The sequence below is a fragment of the Leifsonia sp. NPDC058248 genome (assembly GCF_042881905.1).
In the GTDB taxonomy this organism is placed as follows: Bacteria; Actinomycetota; Actinomycetes; order Actinomycetales; family Microbacteriaceae; genus Leifsonia.
Genome location: NZ_JBHVXB010000009.1, coordinates 52,355 through 78,416 on the forward strand (window position 1 = coordinate 52,355; position 26,062 = coordinate 78,416).

A 26,062-nucleotide genomic window follows, 5' to 3' on the forward strand; every position below is an offset into this window, starting at 1 on the left:
GTCTATGATGTACTCACTGAAACCGTTTCGGAAACGGCGAGGGCGAGAGGATCGCGATGGACGAGGTCGACGAAGGTCGCGTGCGCAACCCGACGCTGAAGGATGTCGCCGCGCTGTCGGGCGTGTCCATCGCCACCGCTTCGAAAGCTCTGAACAACCGCGGGCAGGTGCATCCGGATACGCGCACCCGTGTTCTGGAGGCCGCCCACCGGATCAAATTCCGGCCGAACCCGATGGCACAGGGACTCCTCGCGGGCCAGACGGGCACCGTCGGAATGCTCACCGACGACCTGATCGGTCGCTTCAGCATCCCGATCCTCACCGGCGCAGAGGATGCGTTCGGCACCGGCCGGATGTCCGTGTTCCTGTGCGACGCCCGTGGCGACTCCATCCGCCTGCAGTACCACCTGCAGGCCCTTCTCGGCCGTCGCGTCGACGGGCTCATCGTCCTCGGCGCCAACACCGACCCTCGGCGCTCGCTCGGCCGGGACCTCCCCGTACCGGTCGTCTACGTCTACGGGCCGTCCGACGACCCGCGCGACCTGTCGCTCGTGCCCGACAACGTCGGGGCCGGCGTGCTGGCCGCCCAGCACCTGATCTCGACGGGCCGCCGGCGCATCGCCCACATCACGGGAGAACGCGGTTACGTCGCCGCCCGCGACCGTGCCGCCGGCATCAGCGAAACGCTTCTGGCCGCGGGGCTGGATCTCGTCGCCGGCGATGCCGTCTACGGCAGTTGGTCCGAGTCGTGGGGCCGCACGGCGACGCTGGCCCTGCTCGACCAGCATCCGGACCTCGACGGCATCATCTGCGGCAACGACCAGATCGCCCGAGGCGCTCTGGACATCCTCCGCGAGAAGGGAATCCGAGTTCCAGTGGATGTCGCGGTGATGGGTTTCGACAACTGGGAGACGCTCACGACCGAGTCACGTCCCCAGCTCACCAGCGTCGACATGAACCTGGAGGAGCTGGGTCGTCAGGCCGCCCAGCGACTCTTCGCGGCCATGGACGGAGACGAGCAATCGGGCATCGAATCGCTCCCCTGCCGCCTCGTGGTCCGAGCATCCACCGCGCTCGAGTCGTAGCGCCGGTCGATTAGCTACGTCGGCCTGCGCGTCTCGCGAAGTCGTCCAACGCCGCGAGCAGCTCGTCGCTTCGCCAGAAGCGCCCGAGGTTGTACTCCGACTTCGCCTGCAGGACGCCGGCGTCGACGAGTGCGTTCAGAGCCGGGTACACGTTCGTGACGGTCATGCCGAGCGCATGGGCGACTACCTCGGCATTGACCACCGGCTGCTTGGCGATCAAGTCGAGGATTCGCCACGCCGCAGACCCACGGCGAGCCTTCACGACCAGTCGCCATCCGTCCTGGATCGCGTGGATGTCGTCGACGAGCGTCCGCGCGTTACCGATCGCCCGGAACGACGCGATCGCAGACAGTTCGACGATCGGTACCGGGTTGCCGTCGCGGTACGCCATGAGGGCAGCGTGATACCCGTCCGTGTCCGCGAGGAGACCGGCTGAGACCGGAACGGTCACGTTGCGGGTGATGCCCGTGTTCCGCAACATCGCCTGCACCAGGGCCCGCCCGGTGCGACCGTTCCCGTCCGTGAACGGGTGGATGGTCTCGAACTGGGCGTGGGCGATCGCGATCTGCGCGAGACGGGGCAGATCTGTTCGGCGCGCGAACGCCATCACGTCATCCATCAAGCCAGTAACCAGGTCAGCCTGCGGGGCGACGTACACCGCGCCGACCGGACTGCTCCCATCCGCACCGATCCAGACGGGTTCCTCCCGCCATTCGCCAGGAGCGTGCCGTTCATCGCCGTCCATCAGCTCACGGTGCATCGCCAGGACTGTTTCGGTCGTCAAGGATTCAGCCAGCCGCACAGCGGCGAGCATCGCTTTCGTGTTCCCGGCGATGACCGTCGCGTTCCGACGGGAGGTGTCCCCGAGCTCAGCATTCAGGATCGCGCGGGCGCTCGCGGACAGGTTCTCGATCCTGGAGGAGGCGACCGCTTCCGACCGGAGGAGAAGGGACGCGAAGGGTGCGACCTCACCGCCGAGAGAGGCGTCGAAACGCGCCAGCTCCGTTGTCGCTTCATCCGTCAGCGCGAGCAGCGACGACGGAAGCTCGACGTCAAGGCCGGCGATCTCAGGCGGCAATGCCGACCGGTACGTCCCGCCACGCGAGCGCAAAGACGCGACCGGCCCGAATCCGGGAACCGTACTCTCCCAGGTCAGCGTCTCGTAGTCGACCGCAGGCCAGGACGCGCGCTGCAATCCGCGCGGATGCTCACCCGGATCGAACGAACTCATAATCACCCCTGACCAAATTATGATTTACGGCATTAATTCATAATAGAGGATGGGCTCGCTATGAGTTGACGGCCGGAGAAGAGTTCCGCCAAGGCCACGGCGACCGCGTAGGGCCCACCCCTTCTGGGACTCCCCGCGGCTCCCAGGTGCGAAGTATAGTGAGCCCATGCCCAACCCCGAGACTCCGATCCTCCTCCTCGTTTTCAGCATCACCGTGTCGGTGCTGATCGTCGTCGTTTCTCTGCTGATCCTGTGGGCGATCATCCGCGGAGCCGTCCTCTCCGCGCTCCGAAAGCACCACGACGAGACACACGGTTCGGCGGCGGCAGTGGAGGCGGGCTACCAGCGCCAGTAGTGGCCGCCATGCCTCGAGCAGTGCGAGCAACCGAATCCAGCGTGACTCGCGAGGCCGCCAACGACAAAGCCCCCGCCGAAGCGGGGGCTATGCGTACTGTCTCAACCAGTGTGCGCCCGGAGGGATTCGAACCCCCAACCTTCTGATCCGTAGTCAGATGCTCTATCCGTTGAGCTACGGGCGCATGGCCGCGGTAAATTCCGCTCGCGGGCCGGATTAGAGCTTACATGACGGTATCGAGTACCGCCAATTGGCGCTTCAGTGCCACCTGCCGGTACGACGTCTCGACCAGTTCGGCGATTTCCGTCCAGTCGACGCCCGGGCCGTCGAGGTCGATCGCGAGCCAGCCGGACGGTCCCCAGTACGGCGGAACGAAGAAGCGGTCATCCTCTCGCAGCGCTCTCCCCTCCTCCGGGTCGGGCTTGAACACGAGGGTCTCGGGTCGGTCCATACTACTGCCGGCGATCGCGAAGATCTTCTTGCCGGCGCGGAACGTCGGGCGGCCCCACGCCTCCACCTCGACCGCCTCCGGCAGCGGCAGGCAGAGTCCGCGCAGGCGCACGATCAGTGGATCGTGCGACTCGAACAGCCGCGGGTGTTCCATGGCAGGAGGGTACCGCTGACCGGCCGGGCGCGCCAGACTGGATGACGGGAGGGCGGGGTGACCGTTTTCATCGACATCACGGTGTCGCTCGACGGAGTGGCTGCGGGGCCCGAGGTCGGGCTGGCGCATCCGCTCGGCCTGGGTGGCGGCCGGCTCCACCGCTGGATCGGCATGGGCGACGAGCAGGACATCCCCGACCCGCCGGCCCGAGCAGGCGAGCCCGACGGCATGGACGCAGCGGCCGCCGCCGCGATGTTCGAAGGGACGGGCGCCTTCGTGATGGGCCGGACGATGTTCGACGTCGGCATCGACCTGTGGGGGCCGGACGGAGCGTTCGGCGCGCCCGTCTTCGTGCTCACGCATCGCACCGAGCCGGTCCTCGTCAAAGGCCCCACCACCTTCACGTTCGTCACGGAGGGTCTCGAGACGGCCATCCGGTGGGCTCGGGATGCTGCGCGCGGGCGCGACATCTGCGTCGTCGGCGGCCCGACCGTCGCCGACGCCGCCCTGCGGTCGGGGCTCGTGGACGAGCTCGTCCTGCACATCGTCCCGGTGATCTTCGGGGAGGGCACGCGCCTGTTCGGCGACGGCCCGCATCCCCGGGTCGAGCTGCTGCCGCTGGCCGTCACCCAGACGCCGTCGGCGACGCACCTGCGCTATGCGGTCCTCCGGTAGGCATACCGCTCGGCGAAAATCCAGGCGAACACGGGGCGAAGTCCTCGTCCGCTACGCGAACACCTCGTCGAGGAAGCACACCAGCGCGCGCCAGCTGCGGGCGTCCGCGAGCGGACGGTACCGGTCGATCCCCGGGATGGTGAACGCGTGCGGGGCGCCCGAATATGTGGTCACCTGCCAGTCGAGGTGGGGGGCCGCCCGCAGTTCGTTCTCGAACGAGACGACCGCCTCATCCGGCACCGACGGGTCGGCCGCGCCCGTCAGCACGAGAAGCGAGGCAGCGATCGCGCCGGCGTCGCTCGGGTCGTGCGTGATGAGCCCACCGTGGAACGAGACCACGCCACGCGCCGGCGCACCGGTGCGGGCGAACTCGAGCGCGGCCATGCCTCCGAAGCAGTAGCCGATCACCGCCAGGCGGGCCGGGTCGACTGCCGGATGCTGGAGCAGGTGCGTGAAACCGGCCGCCACCCGCGAGCGCAACAGTGGAAGGTCACGATAGTACTTCTGCGCCTCCACCGGCGCGGCGTCGCCCGTCGGTCGCACGCCGGCGCCGTAGAGGTCGGCTGCGAAGGCGACGTAGCCGAGCCGGGCGAGCATCTGGGCGCGCATCCGGACCGTGTCGCCGACCCCGCCCCAGTCGTGCAGGATCAGCACGGCGGGCCGGCGCTCGTCGGCCTGAACATCGCGGGCGAGGTACCCCTCGAGCGCAAGGCCCTCGTGCTCGTACCGCACGACCTCGATGTCGATGACCGAGTGCTCTCGGATCGGGACTTGGGAGAGAAGCGCTTCGTGCGCGGGCGACAGGGAGGGCAACGGGGAGGCGATGCTCACAACAGCTCCAGGGTCTCGGTTCGCGCTCCGACGGTCGTCGGGCGCGGCCTCGCCTGCTGCAGCTCGGGAACGCGGATGTGACGCACGGGGTCCCTGGGTGCGGGTCGGGATCCCACGCGTTCACATTACCTCGGGTTGCACTCCGGCGCGACAGACGTACGATGGCCCCATGAGCACGGAGTTCAGCAACGAGACGGATGCGAGCCGCTACGCGATGCACATCGACGGCGCGCTGGCCGGTGTCCTCGACTACAGCATCCTGGGCAACGCGATCTCTCTCACGCGTGCTTTCACGGTGCCGGCGCAGCGTGGCCGCGGCCTCGCCGCCCAGCTGGTCGAGTTCGCCGTGAACGACATCGAGGCGAACACCGAACTGCGGATCGTGCCGATGTGCTGGTACGTCGCCGACTGGTTCGAGGCGCACCCCGAGCGGTCGGGCCTGCTGCAGCGCCGCGCCGGCTGACGTCGTCGGCGGCGCTCAGTCCACCAGGCTCCGGATGCGCGTGATCAGCTCGATCGCCTGGCGCAGCTCCTCGTCCCCGGCCACCCGTGCGACCTCCGCGACCAGTGGGCGCCGAGCGTCCTCGGCGAGCGCGGCCAGCCGTTCGCCGTCCGCCGTCAGGGAGAGCAGCACCGCCCGCCCGTCGGTGGGTGACGGGTCGCGCCGCACGAGTCCGCGCTCTTCGAGGCGTGCGAGCAGGCGGCTCGGATGCCCGGATTCGGCGACGAGGACCGCCGCCAGCTCTTTGAGTCTGACCGGTTGGATGCGCGCAAGGGCCATGAGCGCGTCCGCCTGCACGCAGCTGAGGCCGAGGGGGTGGAACGCCTTGGTCAGAGCGGCGTTGAGTTCGGGCACGAGCGCCTTGACCTGGTAGGCGAGCTCGATCGCCGCCGCGGTCGAGGTTGATTTAGGTGACATGTGTTGTATCCTGACGATGCAATTAGATGACATGTTACGGAATGTGGAGCGAAATGACGACAGGCATCCGCGCACGAGTGAGCCGGTTCGGCGGCCCGGAGAACATCGACACGGTGCCGTTCGAGCTCCCGCGTCCGCGCGGCGGCGCAGTGACGGTGCGCGTCACGCACGCGTCGGTCGGCAGCACCGACGTCCTGGCCCGGCGCGGAGGCTACCTGCTGCAGCCGCGCGCCGGCTTCACCCCCGGTTACGACTTCGTCGGCGTCATCGAGAGCGGCAGCGCAACCGCCGACCGCCTCGGTCTCCACCCGGGCGCGCGGGTCGCGGGCTGCCTCCCCCGGATGCGCACCCACGCGACCCACCTCGTGGTCGATCCCACTCTCCTCGTCCTGGTTCCGGATGCCCTTCCCTCCGCCGTCGCGGCCACGGCACCGCTCGACCTGGTGACCGCCGCCCTCGCGCTCCGCCTGGCGGCCGTTCCCGCGGGCGGTCGGCTCCTCATCCAGGGCGTGACCGGTGCGGTCGGATCGTTCGCGGCCCAGCAGGCGCGGCGCGCCGGCCTGGAGGTGCTCGGCACCGCCTCCGCCCGCTCCGCCGCCGAGGCGCAGAACGCCGGGGCAACCCCCGACACGCGCTACTTCGACTACGCCGACCCGGATTGGCCGCGACAGGTCCGCGATGCGACGAGCGTTGGCGCGGACGCTGCCATCGACCACACCGGGTCGCAGACGGTGCGGGAGGCCGTCGCGCGCCACGGCACGCTCGTGCGCACTGCGTACACGGGCCGCGCGGGACGCGAGCGACGCGACACCGCGGTCGGCGGCCTCACCACCGTCGCCCGGCGCTCGGGTCGCCCCCGCGAACTGCTGTGCTCCGTTCCGCTGTTCATCGCGACCCAGCGCAACGCCTACCGTCGCGTGCTGCAGACGGAACTCGCGGCCATCGCGACCGGAGCGCTGACACCCTTCGCCGCCGACGTGTACCCGTTCGAGGAGGTGCGGTCGGCGTACGAGCGGGCCGAGCATCCGGATGCCCGGCACAAGGTCGTCCTCGAACTTCCCGGGGCCTGAGACCGGCCGGATGGACGCGACCCGGGACGTGTGGGAACGGCTGTCCGCCATTCCCACACGACATCGGGTAAGACGCCGGTGCCGCAGTGACGGCCCCTAGCTCCGTGCAACGGATACACCGGTGACTCCTTAAGCAAACAATGAGGCAGACCGGTCGGTCAACCGGCACGCCGAAGATCTCTCGAACGTGCACAGCCGTGCGCCCGAACGGCGTCAGCCGAGCATCCGGTCGGCCAGTCGCTCGCCGGCCAGCGGCCCCATCGTGAGCCCGCCCGCTCCGAAGCCCGCGTTCACGAACAGGCCGTCGAGACCGTCGAGTGGGCCGACCGTCGGCAGCTCATGGTCGGGAAGCGGACGCAGCCCCACGCGCGTCTCGATGAAGGTGGCGTCGGCGAGTCCCGGGGCGAGGGCGAGAGCACGGTCGAGCACGTGCTTCTGCCCGGCGGCGGTCACCCGCGCGTCGAAGCCGCTGCCGGTCTCCCGGGTCGCTCCGGCGGCGATCCGGCCGCCGTCGAACGCCACGAGGTAGTGATCGCCGACCGGATGCACGGACGGCCAGCCGCCGGTCTCCACGCCTTCGATCCGCAGATGCGTGATCTGGCCGCGCTGCGGCTGCACGGGCACGCTACGACCGAGCGGCTCGAGGATGCGATTGGTCCAGGCGCCGGTCGCGAGCACGACGGCATCCGCGCCGGCCTCTGCACCGTCGACCAGGAGGGACCAGCCCCGACGGTCGGCGGGGCGCTGTTCGGCGCTGCGCAGTTCGGCGGCGCTGCCGAGCATCCGGGCCCCGAATCGCACGGCGCCGGCGATGAGCCCGTCGCGGAGGGTGCGGCCGTCGACACGTGCGCCCGCCTCGATGTGCACGGCGTCGAGGTTCGGCGCCAGCGGCGGGAACAGCTCCCGGGCGTCGCCGTTGCTCAGCCGCGACACGCCCGAGCCGAGCCGGCCGCGGACCCGCGTCTCGACCATCTCGAGCACGGCGGCGTCCTCGTTGACCACGATTCCGCCGCTGCGCCGGTAGCCGATGTCGGTGACTCCCTCGGCGGCGAGCCGCTCGATGAGCTGCGGGTAATAGGCGGCGCCGGCGGCGTAGAGCTCGTAGAACTCCCCCTCGGCCGACGTGCTCCAGGGCAGGATGATGCCTGCACCGGCGGCGGTCGCCTGGCCGGTCAGGGCGGCGTCCACCAACCCGACCTCGGCCCCTCGCCTCGCGAGGGCGAACGCCGTGCTCGCCCCTGCCACTCCCGTACCCACGACGATGATCACGGCTCCAGGCTACCGATCACGCCGCGCCGTCCACCTCACTGCCGTCGAGGGGTGGCGAACGCATCCAAATGCGCGGATGAGGGATGCGTTGGCCACCCCTCGACGACCGGCTCAGCGGAGCGGGGGCGCGGCGGGCGGCGCGAGGGCGACGAGCGCGGTGCGGTTGGTGTCGTAGATCGACACCCCGTCGATGAGCTCGAGGTGCTCCAGCCGGTCGCGAAGGCCGGGCCGCAGTCGGCTGAGCCCGAGGTCGACGCCTCGCCCGCCGAGCCAACCGCGGAGGCCACGGAAGGACTCCGCACCGGTGACGTCCACATCCGTCACCGCCTCCATGTCGAGCACGACGTGCTTCGCGTCCGTCGCCCGCACCGCACGCTTGACCGCCAGCTCGAAGTTCGAGCTGTTGGCGAAGAACAGCGGCGCCGCCAGCCGGATGACCACCACTCCCGGAGCGGTCGGCCGGCCGGGCTCGGCCGCCTCGAGCAGCGAGTCCTGGGGGTCGCCGTCGTCGGCGAGCGTGTCGATCGCGGGGTTCGCCGCCCGGCGCGTGACATTGATCACGGCGAGAATGAAGGCGATGAAGATGCCGGCGATCGGCCCGAGCAGCAGCGAGCCGAGGAAGCAGGCCACAGCGATGGCGAACTCGAATCCATCCTGCCTCCAGAGCGAGACGAGATCCGGGATGCCCAGCAGAGGCACCACGGCGACGGCGACGATCGCGCCGATGGCGGGCGACGGGATGTGCTCGAGCAGCGTCGTGCCGAACACCAGCAGCGCCAGCGTTCCCGCCGCGGTGATGATGCTCGGCAGCTGGGTGCGCGAGCCGGCCTGGTCCATCGCTGCGGTGCGGGAGGTGGACGCGCCGACCGTGAAGGCGCCCGTCACTCCGGCGCCCAGGTTGGAGAGGCCGAAGGCGAACAGCTCGCGGTTCGGTCGCGTGGGGTAGCCGCGCTTCTCGCCGTACGAGCGGGAGACGAGCAGACCCTCGCCCATGGTCACCAGCGTGAGCGCGATGGCCGACGGGATGAGTTGGAGCCACGTCACCCAGTCGACGACCGGCCAGGTGAACGTGGGCGGGCCCGCCTCGACTTTGCCGAGAACAGCGACTCCCGCCTTCTCGGCGCCGGTCAGGATCACGACGATCGTCGCGGCGATGAGGACGACGAGCGCCCACGGCACGGCCCGCGCGAGCCGACGGCCGACGAGCAGCACGGCGAGCGCTCCGAGCGAGATCAGCAGCGACCAGACGTTGAGCGTGCCCAGTCCGCTGAAGAGACCGATGACCTTGTCGACGAACCCGCCGCCGCTGTCGATCGAGACTCCGAGCATCTTCGCGACCTGGCTGACCAGGATGTCGAGGGCGAGGCCGCCGACGAACCCGATCAGGATGGGCTTCGACAGGAAGTCGGCGAGGAACCCGAGCTTGAAGAAGGCGCACAGGAGGAACAGCACCCCGCCGATCAGCGCCTGGGCCAGGGCGAGAGTGATGTAGTCCTTGGCGCCCGCGACCGCGAGGCCGCCGAGCGAGGACGCGACGAGGGCCGCGGCAGCCGCATCCGGAGACGCCACGAGCTGACGCGACGACACCGTGAGCGCGTAGAGGATCGACGGGACGACGAGCGCGTAGAGACCCGCCGTTGCAGGAAGCCCGGCGATCTGGGCGTAGCCGATGTTGAGCGGGACGGCGATGGCGAGCAGCGTGATGCCCGCGAGGATCTCGCGGAACGCGTTGCGGCCGGTGAGCCCGGCGAGCGGGCGGATTCTCGACAGGTGCGCCGGCGCCGCCTCGGAAGACGGCGCCGGCGTTCCGGCGTGCTGATCGGTCACGTCACGTCATGTCAGACGACGTGTGTGATCACGCGGTGGGTGGGGTCGGTGCTGCGGGTGCGGCCGGTGCGGCCGGAGCGGTCGCCGTGTGCGAGAGTGCTCGGGCCTTGAGCTGCGCGAACTCCTCCGGCGTGATCGTGCCTGAGTCGAGCAGACCCTTTGCCTTGGCGATCTCGTCTGCGGGGCTCGCGCTGGCGACGGTGCGGATGTACTGGTCGGTCGCGGTCTGGACCTGGCGCGCCTCCTTCTGGCTGCGCTCCGCCATGCCCGGGCCGCGGGCGATCAGGTAGACCAGTGCGGTGAGGAAGGGGACGAAGATCAGGAAGATGATCCAGACCGCCTTCCACCAGCCGTTGAGCCTACGGTCGCGGAAGAGGTCGCCGATGATGGCGAACAGGGCGAACAGGTATGCGATGAATGCGAAGCTCCAGAAGAACAGCCAGATGATGTTCCATAAGTTGTCCCAAAAAGACATGTTGTGTCCCCTCCGTGCCCCCGGGCCTGATACCCGGGATGGGCCGAATGTATCGTGCGGCGGATCGCTGCGTCTAGACCCACTACCTGCGATCCGGTCTCTTGGATAGGGTCGGGAACCAAGGCACATTACCGATGATGGAGGGGACGATCATGGAGAATGAGCACGATTCGGTACAGCGGTCGACGCTGCCGATTCCGGATCTGGCGTATACGGGGACAGTCACATACGACGCCACGGATCCGGACACGCACTACCCGCCGATCAAGCGACTGCTCCCGCCGTCCGACGCTCCTAACGTGCTGGTCGTCCTCATCGACGACACCGGCTTCGGGGCGTCGAGTGCTTTCGGCGGACCCGTCCACACCCCCAACTTCGAGCGCGTCGCCGCCCAGGGACTCAAGTACACGCGGTTCCACACGACCGCGCTCTGCTCCCCCACCCGCGCCGCCCTGCTCTCGGGCCGCAACCACCACACCGTCGGGATGGGCGGCATCACCGAGATCGCCACCAGTGCACCCGGCTACAACTCGCTGCGGCCCAACAACTGCGCTCCGCTCGCGGAGACGCTGCGACTCAACGGCTACAGCACGGCCCAGTTCGGCAAATGCCACGAGGTGCCCGTCTGGGAGACCAGCGCCGTCGGACCCTTCGATCACTGGCCGACGCCCGGAGGCGGTTTCGAGTACTTCTACGGGTTCATCGGCGGCGAGACCAACCAGTGGTACCCCGCGATCTATGAGGGAACCACGCCGGTCGAACCGTGGGGAACCCCCGAAGAGGGTTACCACTTCATGGCCGATATGACCGAGAAGGCCATCGTCTGGACCAAGCAGCAGAAGTCGCTCGCGCCCGACAAGCCGTTCTTCACCTACTTCGCTCCGGGCGCGACGCATGCGCCGCACCACGTGCCGCCCGAGTGGGCCGACAAGTACGCCGGCGCCTTCGACCAGGGCTGGGATGCTCTGCGCGAAGAGACGTTCGCCCGCCAGAAGGCGCTCGGCGTCGTCCCCGCGGACGCGACGCTGACGACGCGCAGCGACGGCATCCCGGCCTGGAACGAGATGAGCGACGAGATCAAGCCGGTGCTGGCCCGCCAGATGGAGGTGTACGCGGGCTACCTGGAGTACGCGGACCACCACGTCGGCCTCCTCCTCGACGCGCTCGAGGAGCTCGGCGAACTCGACGACACCCTCGTCTACGTGATCATCGGCGACAACGGTGCGTCTGCCGAAGGCACGATGACGGGCACGACCAACGAGGCGTTCACGATCAACCACATGACGGAGATGGAGGACGACGCGTACAAGATCGCGCACAAGGACGATCTGGGCACGCCCCGCTCCTACAACCACTACGCCATCGGCTGGGCGCACGCGATGGACACGCCCTACCAGTGGACGAAGCAGGTGGCGAGTCACTGGGGCGGCACCCGAAACGGCACGATCGTGTCGTGGCCGAACGGCATCGCCGCGCAGGGGGAGATCCGCCACCAGTTCGCGCACGTGATCGACGTGGCGCCGACGGTGCTGGCCGCTGCGGGCATCCCGGAGCCGGCGACCGTGCACGGTGTGACCCAGCGGCCCTACGAGGGCACGCCGATGAACTACAGCTTCGAGGCGGCGGATGCCGTGGAGGAGCACACCACCCAGTACTTCGAAATGCTCGGCAACCGCGCGATCTTCCACAAGGGATGGACCGCCGTCGCACTGCACAAGAAGCCCTGGCTGGCCTCCGACCACGGCCTCGACGAAGACGTGTGGGAGCTGTACAACGTCGAGGAGGACTGGACCCAGTCGCACGACCTCGCCGCCGAGCAGCCGGAGAAGCTCGCCGAGCTGCAGAGGCTGTTCCTCATCCAGGCCGCCCGCTTCAACGTGCTGCCGCTCGACATCCGCTCCGCCGAGCGTTTCAACGAGGAGATCGCCGGCCGTCCGGCTCTGGTGCAGGGCACGTCGCAGACGTTCTACCCCGGCATGAAACGGCTCAGCGAGAACTCGGTGGTGAACGTCAAGAACAAGTCGTTCACGGTGACCGCGGCGATCACAGTGCCGGACGGCGGCGCGAACGGTGTGCTCATCGCGCAGGGCGGCAGCTACGGCGGCTGGTCGTTCTATCTCACCGACTGCAAGCCGGCCTTCGCCTACAACATCATGGGCATCAAGACCGACTTCACGCGGGCTGATGCGGCGCTGCAGCCGGGCGACCACGAGCTCGCGGTGCACTTCGACTACGACGGCGGCGGGATCGGCAAGGGAGGCGTGGTCACGGTCGCCGACGCCGGGCAGACGGTCGCCGAGGGGCGCGTCGAACGCACCCTCCCCTTCTTCTTCTCGATGGACGAGACCGTCGACATCGGCGAAGACCTCGCCTCGCCGGTCTCCAGCGACTACGGGCCCACGGGCAACGCCTTCAGCGGAAAGATCTCCTGGATCAGGATCGACGTCGGCGACGACAACCATGACCACCTGATCGACCCCGAGCACCGGATGCAGATCGCGATGACGAGGCAGTAGAGTGACCGCCTCGCTGCCGTCGTGGCGTGAGACCGCGACCACGAGCGCCATCCTCGACTTCATCGACTCGTGCGCGAACGGGCCGGACGCCCTGCCTCCGGCCGAGCGCGTCGCGGTCTTCGACAACGACGGGACCCTCTGGACCGAGAAGCCGATGCCGACGGAGCTCCACTTCATCGTGATGCGATGGGTGGCCGCAGCGACTGCGGATCCGACGCTCGCCGAGCGGCAGCCGTACAAGGCGGCGGTGACGAACGACCTGGCGTGGCTGGGCCGGGCGATCGAGAAGCACTACGACGGCGACGACAGCGATCTGAACACGATGGTCGGGGCCATCCTCGCCACGACGTCGGACGAGAGCGTCGAGGACTACCAGGCCGCTGTGTCCGCCTTCTACCGCGACGCCAAGCATCTGACCCTCGGCCGGTCGTACTCCGGCGCCGTCTACAAGCCGATGATCGAACTGCTGCGCCACCTCGAGGTCAACGGATTCACCAGCTACATCGTGTCAGGAGGCGACCGCGACTTCATGCGGCCGATGTCGTCCGACTACTACGGCATCCCGGCCGAGCGGGTCATCGGCTCGGCCGTCGGCCTGACCTACGACGAGGCGGCCAACCAAGTGCGATACGGCAACGCGTTCTCCTTCATGGACGACGGCCCCGACAAGCCGGTGCGGATCTGGAGCCGCGTCGGCCGCCGCCCGGTGCTCGCGGTCGGCAACTCGAACGGCGACCTGGAGATGCTGAACTACGCGAGCGGGCTCCGGATGCTCGTGCACCACGACGACGACACCGGAAGGGGCGACGCACCGTACGACGGCGGCGCCGAGAAGGCTCTCGCGGCAGCGGGCATCCGGGGCTGGCAGGTCGTCAGCGTGCGCGACGACTGGTCCGAGGTGTTCCCCTCCGTCGACTCGGCGTCCGGATGAGCACGGCGACCCCACGGCGTCGCCCGATACCGCTCTTTCCGACGCTGGCCGGATATCAGCGCCGCTGGCTCGGGAGGGACATCCTCGCCGGCGCCTCGGCCGGCGCCGTGGTCATCCCCCAGGCGATGGCCTACGCGACCATCGCCGAGCTGCCGGTGCAGGCCGGTCTGTACACCTGCATCGTGCCGATGTTCGTCTACGCGATGCTCGGCGGCTCGCGGGCGATGAGCGTCTCGACCACGTCGACCATCGCCACCCTCACGGCCACCACCCTGGTGTCCGCCGGAGTCGCCTCGCAGTCCGACGACATCCCGCGCGACCTGGTGACGCTCACGCTGCTCGTCGGTGCCACCCTGCTGGTGGCGCGGCTGCTCCGGCTCGGCTCGCTGGTGGAAATCATCAACCGCCCGACACTCCTGGGAATCCAGGTCGGCGTCGGCGCGACCGTGGCCGTCGGCCAGCTGCCCAAGCTGCTCGGCGAGACGGCGGAGCCGACCGGGCACGGGTTCATCCGCTCGATCGTCGCGGCGATCGAGGCTTTGCCGGCGGCGAACCTGCCGACCATCCTTCTCTCCGTCGGATCGATCGCCGTGCTGCTGCTGTTCAAACGGTTCCTCCCCCGGGCGCCGGCGGCGTTGATCGTGGTCGCGGCGGGCATCCTGCTCGTGGCCTTCGGCGCCTTCGCCGGCACAGAGGCAGGGATCGCGCGCATCCCGCCGGTGCCCGGGGGCTTCCCCCTGCCCGCCCTGCCGACGTTCGACCACATCTTCGCGCTGCTCCCGGGGGCGTTCGCGATCTCGGTCATGGCCTTCCTGGAGTCGAGTGCGGTGGCGCGGGGCATCCGGAAGCCGGGCGACCACCCGATCGACAGCAACCAGGAGCTGCTTGCCACGGCCGGCGCCAACCTGATCGGCGGGTTCTTCCAGACCCTGCCGGCCGCGGGCGGCTTCTCGCAGAGCGCGGTGAACCGGGACGCGGGCGCGCGGTCGCAACTGGCGGGGATCGTGACCGTTGCGCTGGCGGTGCTCGTGGGACTGTTCCTCGGACCGGTCATCAGCCTGCTCCCCCAGGCCACGCTCGCCGCCCTGGTGTTCGTGGCGGTCATCGGGCTGATCGACGTGCGCACCCTCGCCCGGCTCTGGCGCATCAGCCGGCGAGACTTCTGGGTGGCGATGGTGACGGCGATCGTCGGTCTGACCGCCGGGCTGCTGGTGGCGGTGGCGGCCGGCGTCGTGCTCACGCTCATCCTTGTGCTGGCGGCACTCAACAAGCCGCGCATCGCGGCCTCGACGCGCCCGGATGGCGTGCTCACCGTGACACTGCTCGCTCCTCTTTATACGGCGAACGTTCTGGCGACCGAGCAGGCCGTGCTCGCCGAAGCCGACACCGTGCCCGACCTGCGCATCCTGGTGCTCGACATGGCGGTGCTGCAGGAGATCTCGTTCACGGTGCTCGAGACGCTGGAGGACCTCGACCGCGAACTCGCGGGACGCGGCGTCGAACTGCGGCTCGCCCGGCTGCCGGTCGCCGCGCGCGATGTCGCCGAGCGCACCGCCTGGTTCGCCGGCCTGGAACAGGCGGGTCGGGTCGACCGGCCGTAGCGCCGATCGGAATGATTTCCGAGCCAGGACTGTTAGGGTGAGGAGGAACGTTCCGTTCTGCAGGCTTCGACGATCATCGTTTTCGTCGCCCAGAACAGCAGACGTCCACCAGCCGCGGACACTCCGTCCGCCCCGCCGCACACGCGGAGCCGCCCCCAGGGCGCCTCGCCGTGAGCACGCGCTGTCGCGTGAGGCGGGACCAGCAACGACGTGAAAGAAGCACCACCATGACTATGACCAACACTCTCGGCATCGCGTTCGACTCGATGCCACCGATCGCTGAAGCACACACGACCAGCGAGCTCGAACTCCTGCCGGCCGGCAGCCGCATCCTCGCCCCGTACCCCGGTCAGCCCGGCCGCGGCGACATCCTCGTCCGCCACAACGACGGACTGTGGCATCGCGACGTGTTCGACCCGATCCCGTCGACCGCGTTCACCGCGTTCCCCGTGCGGATCCTCGACCTCACCGCCGAGTAGCCGTCCGCGAACGCGGGGTCGGGTAGCCGTCCGCGAACGCGGCGTCGACTAGGTCGCGACCGGCGCCGCTGCGCGGCGCAGGCGGAGCTCGAGCCAGAGGTAGAGCGCGGCGTAGGCGACGAGCGATCCGGCGATGCCCGCGACGAAGAGGGGCGCCGCCGACCGGCTCCAGAGCAGCTCGCCGTTGCGCAGCGTCAGCGCGAGCGTGATGCAGACGAGGCTGGCGAGCTGAGCCTGGAAGACCTGCCGGAAGGCGGACCAGCGGCTGTCGCCGAGCATCCAGACGTTCACCATGCCCGGCAGGGTCAGGATCGCGCCGGCCACCCGCGCGGTCAGCGGCGTGAGCGGCCAGCCCCAGACGTCGATCGCGACCTGGGGCACGACGAAGAGGAACAGGCCGCACGCCAGAGCGGCGAGCCCCACGACGGCGAGCAGGATGCGCACCCAGGCCGGGACCACGACGTCGCGGTCGTCGGGCACGCGCGGGTCTTCGCGACGGTTCACGATCATCGCCGCGAGCACGAGGAACGGCGTGATCACGTACAGCGTCACCCAGACGATGAACGAGATATGCCCGAAGTGGAATTTGACCCAGTGCAGGAAGGTCGCGGTGGCGAGCAGCGTGGAGAACACGAGCACGGCCGGGAACCCCCAGCGCACGGCATGCCACTGATTGGGCCGCACGACCTGCACGAAGAACCAGATACCGCCGAGATACGCACTGCCGAGGAACATCGCCGTCACGGGCGGAAGGATGGTCCAGGCGAACAGGGTGTCGGTGTTGGCCGGGAACAGATACAGGATGCCCCAGGCCGCCACGAGGAACGGGATGATGAACGCCCCGACCGCTCGCGTGTAGGGCAGGACCCGGTCGGTCCGGGCGCCGTCCGTCGTGGCGCGGTGCGTCGGCGCCCCGTCCGTCATGGCGTCGCCTCCGGCCGGGTTTCGGCCGGCACCGGCTGCTGCTGGGCTTCGGCGACGACCTCCTCGACGGTCAGTGTGCGCCCCTGACCGATCGCCACGTCGAGGGCTTCGCGTGCGCCGGACGCCGCGAGCTGGTCGACGTACCTCTGATGGAACGAGAACGCCGCGGCGTTGTTCTCACCGCTGCGCTCTCGGAGCGAACGCGACGCCCCGAGCAGACGGCCGGCCCGGTTCACGTCTCCGGCCAGGGCGGCGACCGCCACCATGCCCTCGAGGGCATACGCGATCCCTTCGACGTGACCGAGGCGTGCAGAGATCGCGAGGCACTGCGAGAAGTCGCCGGCGGCATCCGCGACCTCACCGATGAGCAGGCGCGCCCAGCCCCGGTGGTGGAGCGCGATGGTCTCGCCCAGCTCGTCACCCTGACTGCGGGCTAGCACCAGACTCTCCTCGAAGCGGTTGAGCCCCCGGTGCACATGCTGCCGGAGCAGGGCGACCCGGCCGAGCATCACCAGCGCCAGTGACTCGCCCCAGGCGTCTCCGCTGGCGCGGAACAGCCCCAGACTGGCCTCCATCGCGTCGTCGGCTCGTTCGGTGTCGGGCTTCTCCGCAGCGAGCAGGACGAGACTCAGGGAGATCAGCGCCAGCGCTTCGCCGGACTGCTCGTCCACGCGGTGGAAGAGCTCGGCGCTCTCGGTCAGCCCCGCGACGATCTCCCTGTCGGGGACCTGCCAGAACCCGATGGTCAGGGTGAAGTAGAGGGCCAGAGCGCGCGTGAGATGGTCGAGCTCGTCACCGGATGAGAGCACCTCCTGCATCCAGCCGCGCACCTCGCCGAGGTGGCCCGCGACCCACCAGTAGACGTAGAGCGCCCACGCGAGGTGCGCTGCGCGACCCCAGTCCCGCCTGTCGAGGAGGTACCGGATGACGGCGCGCAGGTTGTCGCTCTCCTCGTCGAGCCGCCGCACCCAATCGCGCTGTTGCGCGCCTTCGAGTTCGAGTTCGACCCGGTCGCCGAGCTGAAGGTAGTACCGGGCGTGCAGCTCGCGCATGCCCTCGAGACCACCCTGCTGGGTCAGCTGCTCGAGCGCGTACTCGCGGACGGTCGCCAGCATGGTGAAGCGGGGCCGGTCGCTGGTGTCCTGCTGGCTCAGCAGGCTGCTGTCGACCAGCGCGGCGATGTCGCCGAGGGTGTCGACCGCTGCCCCCTCGTCCCGGGCGGCTGCGTCGACCACGAATTCGGCCGCCTCCAGAGTGAAGCCTCCCTCGAACACACCGAGGCACGCGAGCAGGCGGCGCTCGGTCTCGCTGAGCAGCTGCGTGCTCCATTCGATCGTGCTGCGCAGTGTCCGCTGACGCTGCGGAAGATCGCGCGCCCCGCCCACCAGCAGGGACAGCCTGCGGTCGAGGCGTTCGAGCAGTTCCGGCGCCGAGAGCACCCGGATGCGCGCTGCCGCGAGTTCCAGCGCCAGAGGGACGCCGTCGAGCGCCTCGCAGATGCGCACCACGGCCTCGGCGTTCTCGGTCGTGATCTCGAAGTCCGGCTTCACCGCATGCGCACGCTCGACGAAGAGGGCGGTCGCGGGCTCCCCCACCAGCGGCCCGAGGGCGAAACTGTGCTCGCCGCCGATATGCAGCAGCGATCGGCTGGTCACGATCACGGACACGCCGGGCGCCGCGCTGAGCAGCGCCGACAGGGACGGCGCGGCATCCAGGACCTGCTCGAAGTTGTCGAGGACCAGGAGCATCCGGCGGTCGCGCAGGGCGGTCACCAGCTTCTCCGTGATCGGGACGTCACCGGTGTCGCGCACGCCGATCGTCTGGGCCACGGTGTTCGGCACAGTCGCCGCATCGTGCACCGCGGAGAGGTCGATGAAGACCGCGCCGTCGGGGAACCGCGGCGCCAGGGCCTTGGCGGCGGCGATGGAGAGTCGGCTCTTGCCGATGCCGCCCGGCCCGGTGATCGTCACCAGGCGCGTGCCCCCCGCGAGCATCCGTTCGAGATCGGCGAGCTCCCTCTCCCGCCCGATCAGCTCGGTGAGCGGCGCGGGCAGGGCGCCCTCTCTGTCCGCAGGGGCGGCCGGGGGCTCGGCGCTCTGCGCGCGACTCAACTCGAAGCGCTCGGCGAGCAGGGTCGCCAGGTCGGATTCGAGCAGCACCGCGAGCTCCTCGGCCGACTCGAAGTACTTGAACGAGGTCCGGTCGTCGGCCCGGATGCGGTCGAGGAGCACCTTCAGCCGCGGCTCGCGGTTCTCGGCGGGGTCCTTGATGTAGAGCAGGCGCGGAAGTTCGACCGGGCACAGGTTGTACTCGTCCTCCAGACCCGAGACCTCCTCGTCGGGTGCGACCCAGCCGTAGCGCTCCCAGTAGATGCCGACGAACACGTCGCACTGTTCGAGGTAGGCGCGATACAGCTCGCGCGGCGGATGCGGCCGGGCGCCCAGCTCGAACATGACCGGGGCGAGGTGAAGGCGCTCCACAGCGGCGCGCGCCGCCCGGCGTTCGGGCGCGAGCTCCTTGAGGGTCGAACTGACGAAGATCCGCAACCGCTGGTCAGGGGTGCGGATGACGCGAGCCCCTGCGCTCATGTCTGAGATTCTGTTGCCCCGGGGCCGAATAGTCCAGCCCCCATTTCCCGGCAGGCATGGCGATCCGCCGCCTTCTACCCCCGCAGCGGCCGAAGTCGACCCCCTCCCGGGATCCGGCGGGCGCGCCTACCGTCGCGCCGGGTGCCGCTCGAGCATCCGGATGCCACCCCAAGCATCCGTCCCGACCGAAGGAGGACCCTCATGGCAACCGTGACCGCATCAGTGGACGTCGACGTTCCCGTCTCCACCGCCTACAACCAGTGGACCCAGTTCGAATCGTTTCCGCACTTCCTCGACGAGGTCGAGTCCATCACCCAGCTCGACGCCACGCACACCCACTGGAAGGTGACGATCGGCGGCACCGAACGCGAGTTCGACGCGGTGATCACCGAACAGCATCCGGATGAGCGGGTCGCCTGGAACAGCACCAGCGGCGACGTGGACCACGCCGGCGTCGTCACGTTCCACCGTCTCTCCGACACGACCAGCCGCGTGACGGTGCAGCTCGACTGGAAGCCGTCCGGCCTGCTCGAGTCGGCGGGCGCTGCGCTCGGGGTCGACGACCACGCCATCAAGAAGGACCTGAAGAACTTCAAGGAGTTCATCGAGAGCCAGGGCTGGGAGACCGGCGCCTGGCGCGGCGACGTGGCTGCCGGCTGACCCCGCCGGTCGTTCGGGCCGTCGCGCTTTCGGCACGAATGCTGGGGCCGGAAACGGGCGTGTGGCTATGCTGTGCCCATGAGCACGAAGAGCAAGCAAGGACCCCACCAGGAGACGACGCTGCAGCTGGGCGACAAGCGCGGCCTCTGGGGTGCGTTCGCCGGCCTGATCGTGGCCGTGCTGATCGCATACCCGCTGTCGGTGTGCGTCGCGTATGCCACCCACCCCGGAACGCAGAAGCTGTTCGGCGGTCGCCTCGAATCCGCGTCGCAGGCGGGTTACCAGGCGTTCTGGTGGATCCTGGCGCTGCTCTGCCTCTCCCTGCCCTTCATCGTCGGGTTCGGCATCGCCAAGCTGTCGGCCCGCACAGTCGGCATCATCGCGGCTGTCGTCGTGGTGTTCCTGATCCTGGTGATCGTGCTCGGCCAGATGTTCGTGTTCTAGGGGCGACGCGCCCTGGCGCGACGCCCCTGTTCATGCTGAGGGGCTCAGCGGCCGCTCTCGCGCGCGTCGCGTGCGGCCTGGAGGTCGCCGAGTGCACGCTCGCTCTCTCGTGTGACCGTTCCTCCGCGGGCGAGGATCGCCGACGGCATCCACTCGCTGAGGGTGAAGCGGCGGCGGCGCGGGATGCTCGGCGTGACGACGTCGGACCTCGTCACGCGGGCGACCCACCCGTGTTCCATTCCTTGTAACCAGATTCCGTTTGCCATGTCTCTCACGATACGTTCGAAAAGATTCGGCCACGAGATGGCCTAGGGTCTATCTTCGTAAAGATTCCGCCAGTACACTCGGACCATGCTCCACTCCGTGGCGGTACCCCTCATCGACGACTTCGCGATGTTCGAATTCGGCGTGGTCTGCGAGGTCTTCGGACTCGATCGCAGCTACGCGAACCTCCCCCCGTTCGACTTCCGCGTGTGCGGGCTCGAACCCGGCGTCCCGCTCTCCAACCCGACCGGGGCGTCGATCATCCCGCCCTTCGGGCTCGAGGCGATGGAAGACGCCGACCTGATCGCGGTGCCGGCTGCCCGCATCCGGGACGACTACCCGGAGGAACTGCTCGAAGCGCTCCGCCGCGCCGACGCCCGGGGTGCGCTGCTGCTGAGCGTCTGCTCCGGCGCCTTCGTGCTGGGCGCGGCCGGTCTGCTCGACGGCCGGGAGGTCACCACGCATTGGCGGTACGCGGATGCCCTTGCCCGGCGTTTCCCGAAGGCCCACGTCGACCCCGACGTGCTCTTCGTCGACGCCGGAAACCTCATCACCAGCGCCGGAACCTCGGCCGGTGTCGACGCCAGCCTGTACCTCGTGCGCCGCGAGCTCGGCAGCGCCTTCGCCAACACCGTCGCCCGCAACATGGTCGTTCCGCCGCAACGCGACGGCGGTCAGCGCCAGTACATCGAGCGCCCCGTGCCGGAGATCGCCGGCGACACTTTCGGCGAGCTGCTCGACTACCTCACCGACAGCCTGGACGCGCCGCACACGGTGGACGCGCTGGCCAAGCGCTCACTCATGTCGACGCGCAGCTTCGCCCGTCGTTTCGTCGCGGAGACCGGGGTGTCGCCGATGCAGTGGCTCACTCGGCAGCGCATCCTGCACGCTCGGCTGCTGCTCGAGACGACGGAGCTTCCGATCGACGAGGTCGCGCGGCGGTGCGGATTCAGCAGTGCGACACTCTTCCGCCACCACTTCGCGCAGGAGGTCGGCATCGCCCCGACCCAGTACCGCAAGTCGTTCGCCTGCGACCCGGAGCCCGAGCCCGCCCTCGCCCTCGCCCTCTGACCGCACCCCCAGCTCGTGAGTTGTGGCAAATTGTCGTTATGCGCCCCGATTCGGGCCTCATAACGACACTTTGCGACAACTCACCTCCGAAGCGGGCGCGACGCCTGAGGATAACTCGCCAGCGTGCATCCTCCCCGGAGGGAATCGAGGCGGAGCCCGTGCGGTTCAGACTGGGGGGAGACGAAAGGAAGCTCATGGCGACGGTTGTGCAGTACGAACGGTTCGGCGGGCCCGAGGTGCTCGAAGTCGTGCAGGTGCCGGACCCGGCAGCGCCGGCAGACGGCGTGGTGGTCGACGTGAAGGCCGCTGGCGTGAATCCGATCGACGCGAAAGTGCGCTCGGGTAAGCGGCCAAGTGGCGAGATCACGGCTCCTCGCCGCATCGGATCCGACGCAGCCGGCATCGTGAGCGAGGTCGGCGCCGACGTCAGAGGCTGGGCGGTCGGCGACGAGGTCGTTGTGCGCAATGCGCACGGTGCCTACGCGACGAAGCTCACCGCATCCGCCGCCCAGCTGGTGCGCAAGCCCGGCGCCGTCTCCTGGGAGGTCGCCGCGGCGATCGGTGTTCCCGTCAGCACGGCCTATCAGGCGCTCCGTTCGCTCGGGGTCGGCGAAGGCACGACCCTGCTCCTCCACAGCGGGTCGAGCAGCGTCGGAAAGGCGGCCATCCAGTTCGCCCACCGGTGGGGCGCCACGGTGATCGCCACCGCCTCAGAGGTGAATCACGCGCGACTGCGCGAGCTCGGAGCCATCCCGGTCAGCTACGGACCGGGTCTCGTCGATCGCGTGCGGGCCGTCGCGCCCGCGGGCATCGACCGGGTGCTCGACGTAGCCGGAACGGAGGATGCTCTCGACGCATCGTTCGAGCTGGTCTCCGACCGCTCGCACATCGCGACACTCGTTGCCGGAGCCCGCGCCGCCGGGTTGGGCATCCGGGCCTGGGGTGGCGGCAGCCCGGTCCCGCTCACGGCGGAGGAGCAAGCGCTACGCGCCGAGGGGTACGACGTGGTGCTCGACCTGCTCACCCGAGGCGAGTTCCAAATCGACATCGCTCGGGCGTTCCCGCTCGCCGAGGTTGCGGAGGCGCACCGCCTGGTCGAGACCGGGCATCCGGGCGGCAAGGTGCTGCTGATCCCCTGAGCGGCGCCGCTCCGACCTCGCGACGCGTCCCAGGGAAGAGCGTTCGCGGCTGCTTCTAACGCGCTTTCCGAAATTCCTCAATGATGGAGCGCGGGATCTGCCCCTTCTCGGATACCCCGAGACCCTGCTCGCGAGCCCAGTCCCTGATCATGCGTCGCTCGTGCTTCGTTGTCGCCACGTCGCCGGACGCTGCTTCAACTCGGTGGGCCGCGCCTATCCACTGTTCGAAGTCTGCACGAAGCCTCGCGACATGCTCATCGGAAAGGTCGATCTCGTAGGTGGCGCCGTCGAGGCTGAATCGAACAGTCTCCCCTGTGCCTGCCGGAATCGGTTGCTGATCAAGATCATCCAGTAGCTCGTAAATCAGTCGTTTCGACACCGTGACATCACCCTCGACTTGTTCGAGCAAAGGCGCCCGACGATCGCAATCACTACGCATTGAGTAGCGTGTATTACTTGCAATTCTAGGTAGTCAAAGGAGTGGTCGCAATCCACAGCACGTGGCGCGCAGCCGACGAGATCGAGCCGCGCGCCATGTGGAATGCTGGCTAGAACTGAGCGATGTACGGGCCGGACGCGGTCTGCATCCAGAGGAACATCGGACCCGCATACGTACAGTTCTGCCCGATCTTCTTACCGGCCTTCTTAGCAGCCGACACCGCACTGGTGCACTTCGCCTCCGTCGAGTACGAATGCATGTTCGGCACGGCGGCGCTCACGACTGACGCGCCAGCAGCAACAGGAACGATCACGCTAGCGCACAGAACTGCCGCCACACCGAGCTTGGTCTTTGTTGTCTTATTCATTAGTACACTCCAATTCAGGCCCCCATTGGGCACGGGAATAGTAGCGTAAAAAGCGCTCAATAGAACGCAGCAAGGCGCATTCGTGGCCGGAGTGAGCGGCCCGCTTCAGCGAATACTGAGCCGTGGTTGTCCAGCCAGGAGATACGCGCGAGCGGCCAAGTAATCGCAAATGCCCTCCCCACGATGTTCGGGTAGGGGACAAAGCCTTTGGACGGCGTTTGCGCGTGGGCGCGGCTATCGGCTGAAGCGAAACGATTGTCACCCATGACCCATACCGACTCTTCGGGGACGGTCACGTCGAATCGCACACCGGATGCGGCAGTCTCTCCTGGCGGCAGCTGAAGGTACGGCTCCTTCAGAGCGGACCCGTTGACGCTGATCTGGCCAACCGCGTTGCAGCACTTCACTCTGTCGCCCGGCAACCCGATCACCCGCTTGATCAGATATTGGTCGGAATCGGGCGGAACGAGGCCGGTTTCGACGCCAACCCAATGCAATGCGCCTTCCAGTGCGTTTCGGCCGGAGTCGTCGACTTTCCGCGGAAGCCAGGCGCCGGGATCGCTGAACACGATCACGTCCCCACGAGACACCTGCACTAGACGCGGCTCCAGCTGGTTGACCACGACTCTGTCATTGACCTGGAGTGTGCCGTTCATCGATGCCGACGGGATGTAGAAACTTCTGATGACGAAGCCCTTGATGGCCATCGACGCAAGGACCGCGACGACAAAGACGACGACAGTGTCCCGCACAACCCGCTTCCAGCCACCTTTGGCCCCACGAACCCTCTCCTTTGCGGTGCCGTCAGCCGTGTCGTCCATAGATCTCATACTCCGCTTTCACAAGAGGTACTTTTCGGTCGCCAACAAGCGCTTTTGCGTCTTTGCCGGAATAGATCGAATCAATTCACTCTGGCTAGTCTATTCACACCTATTCGCGTCCCTTTTCCCTGGTGACGACTCTACGTTGAGCCTGTCCTTCGTGAGCGATCACGTCGACCGTTTCGGCGGGAACAGAGGCCCCGTGGACGTCAGGACTCGCGCCCGGCCTTTGAGGGGAGTCGGATGACGCGGAGCGGCGACGAAGCGAGACGGCGACGAAGAACGGGCGAGACGAAGAACGAGGCGCCGACGAGCCGTCATAACCCCCGTGATGACGGCCTCCGCGTCGGCGCCTCGGTGTCAGAGACACTAGCAGCAACCGGACGGATGGTATTTTCCGCTCAGTGAACTCTCGGTAAATCGTCGCCACGGTAGTGCCGCATCCGGCGCCAGTTGCGCAGCGCCAGCCGCACGCACACGATGAGGGTCAGGATGCCGAAGCCGATCACGCCCCAGGCGTGCGGATTCTCTCCCTGCGTCGGAATGGCGACTGCGAGCGCTGCGGTGGCCACGAGCGTGAGAACCGCGAAGACGGCGCCGAACACGATGCCGCGCCAGGCGCGGGCTCGGTCCGTCCGGTCTCCCATGGATCGGACATTACTCCCGAGAGACCGGTAACCGACAGGTGGATTCCGTCTTAACGGACGGTGCGTGCACCCAGCGCTTCGTAGACCTCGCCCCAGCCGAGCTCGAATTCGGCTTCGCCGATCTCTCCATCGTCCCGTCTCCCCTCGAGCACCGTCAGGGAGACGAGGCACGCGTCGAGGATCCGCGGTTCGCCGAGCATCCGGATCGTCCCGCCCAGCATCACCGTCGACGACTGCACGCTCCGGCACGCCTGCCTCAGCCGGCGCGTCAGACGGGAGAGCACCGCGAAACCGACGACGTAGAGTCCGAGCATCCCGGCGAGCGCGAGGCCGGGCGTCGCCGGCGACAGCACCAGCGCGACCGCGAGCGACGCAAGTCCGCCGTAGACGGGCCACTGCCGGTGAGCCATCAGCAGCCGCCGTTCGCGAGTGTTCGTGCCCGGTGGGTACACGACGAGCCTCTGTCCGCTCACGCCGCTGCGGTTGGCGGAGGCGGCGAGCGTGCGGTCGGCGTAACCCCACCGGTGCCGGCCCTCCAGCACCACGCGTGCGGTTCGTGCGAGCCGGGCGGCGGCGTGCCGGTCGGCTCCGAGCTGGGTTCGGGATGTCGTTGTCACCATCCCGGTCTACGCTTCCCGGCAGCCGGCGCGGCCGATCCTAACGGAACCCCGACGCGCTCACGCCGGATCTCTGCGGAACCCTAGCGCCCCGCGATCGAGTCCGGACTTGCTGGCTCGAAAACCCGGAGTTGGTGCCCGCGAGTGCGGGCTCGAGTTGCGCCGGGCGCGGCACCCCCACGGGCCGCGGTATGGCAGCGGGTGGGGCGGGCT

General features: G+C 68.6%; 28 protein-coding genes and 1 tRNA gene. 13 read left to right on the plus strand and 16 right to left on the minus strand.

Annotation, left to right across the window (positions count from 1 at the left end):
• Positions 1 to 56 precede the first annotated feature (56 nt).
• Complete coding sequence (locus ACFVV5_RS15025; protein WP_387245690.1) at positions 57 to 1,085, plus strand: LacI family DNA-binding transcriptional regulator; 1,029 nt, start codon at positions 57 to 59, stop codon at positions 1,083 to 1,085.
• A 10-nt stretch (positions 1,086 to 1,095) separates the two neighbouring features.
• Here the strand turns inward: ACFVV5_RS15025 and ACFVV5_RS15030 are convergent, their stop codons facing one another.
• The gene (locus tag ACFVV5_RS15030) at positions 1,096 to 2,316 is read right to left on the minus strand and encodes a Fic family protein (protein ID WP_387245692.1); all 1,221 of its coding nucleotides are present in this window, start codon (positions 2,314 to 2,316) and stop codon (positions 1,096 to 1,098) included.
• A 166-nt stretch (positions 2,317 to 2,482) separates the two neighbouring features.
• Here ACFVV5_RS15030 and ACFVV5_RS15035 point away from each other — a divergent pair, with 166 nt between their 5' ends.
• Positions 2,483 to 2,671 carry a hypothetical protein gene (locus tag ACFVV5_RS15035; protein WP_387245694.1) on the plus strand — a complete coding sequence of 63 codons (189 nt, stop codon included), beginning with the start codon at positions 2,483 to 2,485 and terminating at the stop codon, positions 2,669 to 2,671.
• A 111-nt stretch (positions 2,672 to 2,782) separates the two neighbouring features.
• Here the strand turns inward: ACFVV5_RS15035 and ACFVV5_RS15040 are convergent.
• Both ACFVV5_RS15040 and ACFVV5_RS15045 read right to left on the minus strand, forming a co-directional pair.
• Positions 2,783 to 2,855, minus strand: a tRNA-Arg gene (locus tag ACFVV5_RS15040).
• A gap of 39 nt (positions 2,856 to 2,894) precedes the next feature.
• The gene (locus ACFVV5_RS15045; protein WP_387245696.1) at positions 2,895 to 3,275 is read right to left on the minus strand and encodes an MmcQ/YjbR family DNA-binding protein; all 381 of its coding nucleotides are present in this window, start codon (positions 3,273 to 3,275) and stop codon (positions 2,895 to 2,897) included.
• A 57-nt stretch (positions 3,276 to 3,332) separates the two neighbouring features.
• Between ACFVV5_RS15045 and ACFVV5_RS15050 the strand changes: the two genes are divergently transcribed.
• Positions 3,333 to 3,950, plus strand: coding sequence for a dihydrofolate reductase family protein (locus ACFVV5_RS15050; protein ID WP_387245698.1), 618 nt, complete (start codon positions 3,333 to 3,335; stop codon positions 3,948 to 3,950).
• 51 nt (positions 3,951 to 4,001) lie between these two features.
• On the opposite strand, the gene ACFVV5_RS15055 is transcribed toward ACFVV5_RS15050, so the two are convergent.
• The gene (locus ACFVV5_RS15055; RefSeq protein WP_387245700.1) at positions 4,002 to 4,781 is read right to left on the minus strand and encodes a dienelactone hydrolase family protein; all 780 of its coding nucleotides are present in this window, start codon (positions 4,779 to 4,781) and stop codon (positions 4,002 to 4,004) included.
• A gap of 169 nt (positions 4,782 to 4,950) precedes the next feature.
• On the opposite strand from ACFVV5_RS15055, the gene ACFVV5_RS15060 reads away from it, so the two are divergent.
• Entirely contained in the window at positions 4,951 to 5,244 is a 294-nt protein-coding gene (locus ACFVV5_RS15060) for a GNAT family N-acetyltransferase (protein ID WP_387245702.1), read from the plus strand.
• 15 nt (positions 5,245 to 5,259) lie between these two features.
• Here ACFVV5_RS15060 and ACFVV5_RS15065 read toward each other — a convergent pair whose 3' ends face one another.
• Entirely contained in the window at positions 5,260 to 5,700 is a 441-nt protein-coding gene (locus ACFVV5_RS15065) for a MarR family winged helix-turn-helix transcriptional regulator (protein ID WP_387245704.1), read from the minus strand.
• 53 nt (positions 5,701 to 5,753) lie between these two features.
• Here ACFVV5_RS15065 and ACFVV5_RS15070 point away from each other — a divergent pair, with 53 nt between their 5' ends.
• Positions 5,754 to 6,770, plus strand: coding sequence for a zinc-binding alcohol dehydrogenase family protein (locus ACFVV5_RS15070; protein ID WP_387245706.1), 1,017 nt, complete (start codon positions 5,754 to 5,756; stop codon positions 6,768 to 6,770).
• A 213-nt stretch (positions 6,771 to 6,983) separates the two neighbouring features.
• Here the strand turns inward: ACFVV5_RS15070 and ACFVV5_RS15075 are convergent, their stop codons facing one another.
• From ACFVV5_RS15075 to ACFVV5_RS15085, 3 genes are all read right to left on the minus strand, one after another.
• The gene (locus ACFVV5_RS15075; protein WP_387245708.1) at positions 6,984 to 8,039 is read right to left on the minus strand and encodes an NAD(P)/FAD-dependent oxidoreductase; all 1,056 of its coding nucleotides are present in this window, start codon (positions 8,037 to 8,039) and stop codon (positions 6,984 to 6,986) included.
• A gap of 111 nt (positions 8,040 to 8,150) precedes the next feature.
• A complete protein-coding gene (locus tag ACFVV5_RS15080; protein WP_387245710.1) occupies positions 8,151 to 9,866 on the minus strand; it encodes a SulP family inorganic anion transporter in 1,716 nt (571 codons plus the stop codon).
• A gap of 28 nt (positions 9,867 to 9,894) precedes the next feature.
• Entirely contained in the window at positions 9,895 to 10,341 is a 447-nt protein-coding gene (locus ACFVV5_RS15085) for an SHOCT domain-containing protein (RefSeq protein ID WP_387245712.1), read from the minus strand.
• Between the two features lie 152 nt (positions 10,342 to 10,493).
• On the opposite strand from ACFVV5_RS15085, the gene ACFVV5_RS15090 reads away from it, so the two are divergent.
• The 4 genes from ACFVV5_RS15090 to ACFVV5_RS15105 all read left to right on the plus strand — a co-directional run bounded on the left by ACFVV5_RS15090 (position 10,494) and on the right by ACFVV5_RS15105 (position 15,868).
• Positions 10,494 to 12,857 carry an arylsulfatase gene (locus ACFVV5_RS15090; protein WP_387245714.1) on the plus strand — a complete coding sequence of 788 codons (2,364 nt, stop codon included), beginning with the start codon at positions 10,494 to 10,496 and terminating at the stop codon, positions 12,855 to 12,857.
• A 1-nt stretch (position 12,858) separates the two neighbouring features.
• Complete coding sequence (locus ACFVV5_RS15095; protein ID WP_387245716.1) at positions 12,859 to 13,788, plus strand: HAD family hydrolase; 930 nt, start codon at positions 12,859 to 12,861, stop codon at positions 13,786 to 13,788.
• The gene (locus ACFVV5_RS15100) at positions 13,785 to 15,389 is read left to right on the plus strand and encodes a SulP family inorganic anion transporter (RefSeq protein WP_387245718.1); all 1,605 of its coding nucleotides are present in this window, start codon (positions 13,785 to 13,787) and stop codon (positions 15,387 to 15,389) included. The genes ACFVV5_RS15095 and ACFVV5_RS15100 overlap by 4 nt, the downstream gene beginning before the upstream one ends.
• 227 nt (positions 15,390 to 15,616) lie before the next feature.
• A complete protein-coding gene (locus ACFVV5_RS15105; RefSeq protein ID WP_387245720.1) occupies positions 15,617 to 15,868 on the plus strand; it encodes a hypothetical protein in 252 nt (83 codons plus the stop codon).
• A 48-nt stretch (positions 15,869 to 15,916) separates the two neighbouring features.
• Here the strand turns inward: ACFVV5_RS15105 and ACFVV5_RS15110 are convergent, their stop codons facing one another.
• A complete protein-coding gene (locus ACFVV5_RS15110) occupies positions 15,917 to 16,792 on the minus strand; it encodes a hypothetical protein (RefSeq protein ID WP_387245722.1) in 876 nt (291 codons plus the stop codon).
• Positions 16,789 to 19,380, minus strand: coding sequence for an ATP-binding protein (locus tag ACFVV5_RS15115; protein WP_387245724.1), 2,592 nt, complete (start codon positions 19,378 to 19,380; stop codon positions 16,789 to 16,791). Before ACFVV5_RS15115 ends, ACFVV5_RS15110 begins: the two co-directional genes overlap by 4 nt.
• A gap of 201 nt (positions 19,381 to 19,581) precedes the next feature.
• On the opposite strand from ACFVV5_RS15115, the gene ACFVV5_RS15120 reads away from it, so the two are divergent.
• Together ACFVV5_RS15120 and ACFVV5_RS15125 are read left to right on the plus strand one after the other, a co-directional pair.
• Positions 19,582 to 20,040, plus strand: a complete 459-nt coding sequence (locus ACFVV5_RS15120; protein ID WP_387245726.1) for an SRPBCC family protein — start codon at positions 19,582 to 19,584, stop codon at positions 20,038 to 20,040.
• A 78-nt stretch (positions 20,041 to 20,118) separates the two neighbouring features.
• Positions 20,119 to 20,484, plus strand: coding sequence for a hypothetical protein (locus ACFVV5_RS15125; protein WP_387245728.1), 366 nt, complete (start codon positions 20,119 to 20,121; stop codon positions 20,482 to 20,484).
• 44 nt (positions 20,485 to 20,528) lie between these two features.
• Here the strand turns inward: ACFVV5_RS15125 and ACFVV5_RS15130 are convergent, their stop codons facing one another.
• A complete protein-coding gene (locus ACFVV5_RS15130; protein ID WP_387245730.1) occupies positions 20,529 to 20,750 on the minus strand; it encodes a hypothetical protein in 222 nt (73 codons plus the stop codon).
• A gap of 85 nt (positions 20,751 to 20,835) precedes the next feature.
• On the opposite strand from ACFVV5_RS15130, the gene ACFVV5_RS15135 reads away from it, so the two are divergent.
• Positions 20,836 to 21,819, plus strand: a complete 984-nt coding sequence (locus ACFVV5_RS15135; protein WP_387245732.1) for a helix-turn-helix domain-containing protein — start codon at positions 20,836 to 20,838, stop codon at positions 21,817 to 21,819.
• Positions 21,820 to 22,013: 194 nt separating this feature from the next.
• A complete protein-coding gene (locus ACFVV5_RS15140) occupies positions 22,014 to 22,958 on the plus strand; it encodes a zinc-binding alcohol dehydrogenase family protein (RefSeq protein ID WP_387245734.1) in 945 nt (314 codons plus the stop codon).
• A 55-nt stretch (positions 22,959 to 23,013) separates the two neighbouring features.
• On the opposite strand, the gene ACFVV5_RS15145 is transcribed toward ACFVV5_RS15140, so the two are convergent.
• The 5 genes from ACFVV5_RS15145 to ACFVV5_RS15165 all read right to left on the minus strand — a co-directional run bounded on the left by ACFVV5_RS15145 (position 23,014) and on the right by ACFVV5_RS15165 (position 25,849).
• Positions 23,014 to 23,367, minus strand: coding sequence for an Lsr2 family protein (locus ACFVV5_RS15145; RefSeq protein WP_387245736.1), 354 nt, complete (start codon positions 23,365 to 23,367; stop codon positions 23,014 to 23,016).
• A gap of 139 nt (positions 23,368 to 23,506) precedes the next feature.
• Positions 23,507 to 23,677 carry a hypothetical protein gene (locus tag ACFVV5_RS15150; RefSeq protein WP_387245738.1) on the minus strand — a complete coding sequence of 57 codons (171 nt, stop codon included), beginning with the start codon at positions 23,675 to 23,677 and terminating at the stop codon, positions 23,507 to 23,509.
• Between the two features lie 143 nt (positions 23,678 to 23,820).
• Entirely contained in the window at positions 23,821 to 24,585 is a 765-nt protein-coding gene (gene lepB, locus ACFVV5_RS15155; protein WP_387245740.1) for a signal peptidase I, read from the minus strand.
• 401 nt (positions 24,586 to 24,986) lie between these two features.
• Positions 24,987 to 25,232 (minus strand): hypothetical protein, encoded by a 246-nt coding sequence (locus tag ACFVV5_RS15160; protein ID WP_387245742.1) that lies wholly within the window; start codon positions 25,230 to 25,232, stop codon positions 24,987 to 24,989.
• 50 nt (positions 25,233 to 25,282) lie between these two features.
• Positions 25,283 to 25,849 (minus strand): DUF6611 family protein, encoded by a 567-nt coding sequence (locus tag ACFVV5_RS15165; RefSeq protein WP_387245744.1) that lies wholly within the window; start codon positions 25,847 to 25,849, stop codon positions 25,283 to 25,285.
• Positions 25,850 to 26,062 lie beyond the last annotated feature (213 nt).

Coding starts and splice junctions, on each gene's coding strand:
- ACFVV5_RS15130 (WP_387245730.1), bottom strand. CDS start 20,750: ATGGCAAACGGAATCTGGTTACAAGGAATGGAACACGGGTGGGTCGCC.
- ACFVV5_RS15105 (WP_387245720.1), top strand. CDS start 15,617: ATGACTATGACCAACACTCTCGGCATCGCGTTCGACTCGATGCCACCG.
- ACFVV5_RS15140 (WP_387245734.1), top strand. CDS start 22,014: ATGGCGACGGTTGTGCAGTACGAACGGTTCGGCGGGCCCGAGGTGCTC.
- ACFVV5_RS15085 (WP_387245712.1), bottom strand. CDS start 10,341: ATGTCTTTTTGGGACAACTTATGGAACATCATCTGGCTGTTCTTCTGG.
- ACFVV5_RS15135 (WP_387245732.1), top strand. CDS start 20,836: ATGCTCCACTCCGTGGCGGTACCCCTCATCGACGACTTCGCGATGTTC.
- ACFVV5_RS15160 (WP_387245742.1), bottom strand. CDS start 25,232: ATGGGAGACCGGACGGACCGAGCCCGCGCCTGGCGCGGCATCGTGTTC.
- lepB (WP_387245740.1), bottom strand. CDS start 24,585: ATGGACGACACGGCTGACGGCACCGCAAAGGAGAGGGTTCGTGGGGCC.
- ACFVV5_RS15110 (WP_387245722.1), bottom strand. CDS start 16,792: ATGACGGACGGGGCGCCGACGCACCGCGCCACGACGGACGGCGCCCGG.
- ACFVV5_RS15025 (WP_387245690.1), top strand. CDS start 57: ATGGACGAGGTCGACGAAGGTCGCGTGCGCAACCCGACGCTGAAGGAT.
- ACFVV5_RS15100 (WP_387245718.1), top strand. CDS start 13,785: ATGAGCACGGCGACCCCACGGCGTCGCCCGATACCGCTCTTTCCGACG.
- ACFVV5_RS15045 (WP_387245696.1), bottom strand. CDS start 3,275: ATGGAACACCCGCGGCTGTTCGAGTCGCACGATCCACTGATCGTGCGC.
- ACFVV5_RS15070 (WP_387245706.1), top strand. CDS start 5,754: ATGACGACAGGCATCCGCGCACGAGTGAGCCGGTTCGGCGGCCCGGAG.
- ACFVV5_RS15115 (WP_387245724.1), bottom strand. CDS start 19,380: ATGAGCGCAGGGGCTCGCGTCATCCGCACCCCTGACCAGCGGTTGCGG.
- ACFVV5_RS15060 (WP_387245702.1), top strand. CDS start 4,951: ATGAGCACGGAGTTCAGCAACGAGACGGATGCGAGCCGCTACGCGATG.
- ACFVV5_RS15125 (WP_387245728.1), top strand. CDS start 20,119: ATGAGCACGAAGAGCAAGCAAGGACCCCACCAGGAGACGACGCTGCAG.
- ACFVV5_RS15120 (WP_387245726.1), top strand. CDS start 19,582: ATGGCAACCGTGACCGCATCAGTGGACGTCGACGTTCCCGTCTCCACC.
- ACFVV5_RS15065 (WP_387245704.1), bottom strand. CDS start 5,700: ATGTCACCTAAATCAACCTCGACCGCGGCGGCGATCGAGCTCGCCTAC.
- ACFVV5_RS15030 (WP_387245692.1), bottom strand. CDS start 2,316: ATGAGTTCGTTCGATCCGGGTGAGCATCCGCGCGGATTGCAGCGCGCG.
- ACFVV5_RS15035 (WP_387245694.1), top strand. CDS start 2,483: ATGCCCAACCCCGAGACTCCGATCCTCCTCCTCGTTTTCAGCATCACC.
- ACFVV5_RS15090 (WP_387245714.1), top strand. CDS start 10,494: ATGGAGAATGAGCACGATTCGGTACAGCGGTCGACGCTGCCGATTCCG.